At 42.9% G+C, this 2,723-nt stretch carries 2 protein-coding genes; both read left to right on the top strand.

Features of this window, described 5'->3' with window-relative positions; translation table 11 throughout:
* The first annotated feature begins 297 nt into the window (after positions 1–297).
* Positions 298–954, top strand: coding sequence for a TetR/AcrR family transcriptional regulator (locus L691_RS0118375; protein ID WP_025691870.1), 657 nt, complete (start codon positions 298–300; stop codon positions 952–954).
* An 18-nt stretch (positions 955–972) separates the two neighbouring features.
* Entirely contained in the window at positions 973–2,184 is a 1,212-nt protein-coding gene (locus tag L691_RS0118370) for an alpha/beta hydrolase family protein (protein WP_025691869.1), read from the top strand.
* Positions 2,185–2,723: the final 539 nt, after the last annotated feature.

The raw sequence follows: 2,723 nt of genomic DNA, 5'->3' as shown, positions 1-2,723 counted from the left end.
CCAAGAATCTCGTGACTTTAGTCATGAGAGGTTCAAGATGACTACCTTAAAACGCAATTTCAGATAAGAAATTCCAAAGGCATTGAGATGAAATAATCCTAATGCCTTTGTTTTCATATAAACAAAAAATAAGTTTATTACATTGACATCATGTGAGCAATCGATTTTCTTATATTCCATTAAATGATAATGGCAGTGTAAAAAATTCTGCTAAATGATACATATGATTGACAATTCATATGCCATTTTTTATATTATGATTACAGACCGACGTCGGTCTTGATAGGAGGGTATAAAATGATACGGCAAAAAGATCCAGAAATCCGAAAGAATGAAATAATTCAAGCTTCCGAAGAGCTGTTTATTGAGAAAGGCTACGAGAATACAACAGTGGAAGGGATTCTCCAACGTACCGGTTTGTCCAAGGGTGGTTTTTATCATCATTTCAAATCGAAAAATGATGTCTTTATTGCCATTATTGACCGCATAACCAATGAGACAGTAAAAGCCGCGGAAGAAATAGCGGAAATGGATGATATCGATGCACTTCAAAAAATACAGTTGTTTTCGGAAATGCAGTTTCATATGAAAATGCCAAAGACAAAGATTATCCAGGTTTTTTTCAGAGAGCGGGATATCAATCCTCATTTTCACAAGCATAATGTCATGATGTGGGAAAAATATGTTCCGGTATTTGTAAAGATCGTAAAACAGGGTATTTCCAAGGGCAGTATGAAAGTTGAATTTCCTGAAGAGACTGTGAAGCTTTTATTTCGAATGATTGCTTCCTTATATGACTTTGAAGAAGGTCTTATAGAGGATGAAGAGAAGATGAAGCGGCATATTGCTGCATTGGAAGACATATTTACAAAATCCCTAGGTATCGAAACCAGGGGGATCCATCTTGTAAAAAGCGAGTTGCTCAGTGCTCTTTCCAGGCTATCAAGAGAATGAGAAAGGAAGGGATTTATAGTGAAAAAGCAAAAGGATGTAGGTAAAAGGCAATCCCACCACTATTATTTCAACAACGGAACCATGGATTTTGCCGCCGGATGGCTTCTTGGATATAGTCAGATAGGCGGATTGTCGGCAGGTGAGATCTATGATTGCCTGAATAAAATCCAGGATGGAAAGCCCGACTCATGGGTGGAAGCGTTCACAGACAGTATGAGGTTTCAGAGAAAAATGGCTGAGGAATGCTCTGATGCCGGAGATAACAACGGAGCCGGAATGAAATATCTGGCCTGTGCTCATGCGGCTAGGTCGGTGCTTCATATGTGTGATCCTGCTTCAGAACATGCAATTGATACGGTAAAAATAATGGAGGATGCTTTTCAAAAAGCAATGGATTTTTTGAAGACGGGTTTGAAGCCTTACGATTTTGATTTTAAAGGTAAAAAGCTTCCTGGATATATGACAGCACCATTGTCTGATGAAAAAGCATTGTATATTGTTATCGGCGGGGGCGATACATACCGCGAAGATCTATATTTCTTCGGCGGTTCGGAAGCTATAAAGAATGGGTACAATGTCCTGTTAGTTGATTTGCCCGGTCAAGGGAAAACACCTTATGCGGGAATGCATTTTGGCGAAGATACAGTAAACGCACTGTCAGCCGTACTTGACCAGATGGAGATAATAGGTTTTAAAGGGAAAAAGATACTGTCAGGGTACAGCGGAGGCGGCTATTTTACCACAATGTTTCTGTCACGGGAGAAGAGAATTGATGCCTGGATTGCGAGCACACCTATATTTGACATGAGAATAACAATAGAAAGAGCGATGCCGGCCTTACTCACCGGTAATCCGTCGGGCTGGCTTCAAAGAACCTTGTTGGGAATAGCCGGTAACTTGAATCCGACATTGGAAAGTGCATTAAAGAAGTATAACTGGCAGTTCGGACCCGGAGGGCTTGCCTCTGTTCTGGAAATATTCAAGGTTACGGGTATCGCGGATTATGAGAAGATCAATGTTCCGTCCCTATTTTTGGTCGGTATGAGTGAAGATGGGGAAACAATGCGGCAGGCAAGAATTGTTTATGAATCGATAAAACAAAGACGGCCGGCGTCAAAAATACTGGAATTTGCTGCAGCAACGGGAGCCGATGCTCACTGCCAGGTCAACAACCTTTTATGGGCTCAGCATTATATTTTTAATTGGCTGAAGAGTATTGAACTGGGATAAGCTATGCCTATGGGATGCCCATATCAAGGATTTAGTCAAGTGGCTGGAAACCAGCGAGGAGTTCCGCTATCGCTGACTTTCCCCAGTTTCACATGCTGGACTCCACACATGGGTTAGGCTGCCTATCGCAGTCTTTATCCTTGCATTCTGCAAGTCGTCGCGGACATCGCGGTCTAGCCATGCACTCTCCGTGAATCCCATCCGATCAACTTACATGTTTGACCGGATTTCGTGAATGCCGTCAATGCGGCTAACGGCAGTTCAGTCCGTGACCTGCCTGTTAAGCGATGTAGGCAGGGGTGACATTTCAACCCTCAGATGCGGTTTAATAGGTTCGTGTTCCTCAGCCTTCCCATGCTCAGCCTAGAGACTCATCTTGGCGTAATCGCTTCGCCGCAAGCCCCGTTTCCCGCGGACTACGTCACCTTGCCAGTGTCGGCAAGTCACCGCCGCTTCGGCTCACTTCTTCTCACAGCAGAAGAAGGGCATGTCTGTAAAAAAAAGTACGGATGTCCAATCCACTAACACAACTTAATTTC

The sequence above is a fragment of the Paenibacillus zanthoxyli JH29 genome, from assembly GCF_000520715.1.
In the GTDB taxonomy this organism is placed as follows: domain Bacteria; phylum Bacillota; class Bacilli; order Paenibacillales; family Paenibacillaceae; genus Paenibacillus_AQ; species Paenibacillus_AQ zanthoxyli.
This window is presented reverse-complemented; position numbering and strand designations above follow the sequence as displayed.

Bases quoted from the DNA above. Each gene is read 5' to 3' on its own strand.
- L691_RS0118375 (WP_025691870.1), top strand. From the start codon at position 298: ATGATACGGCAAAAAGATCCAGAAATCCGAAAGAATGAAATAATTCAA.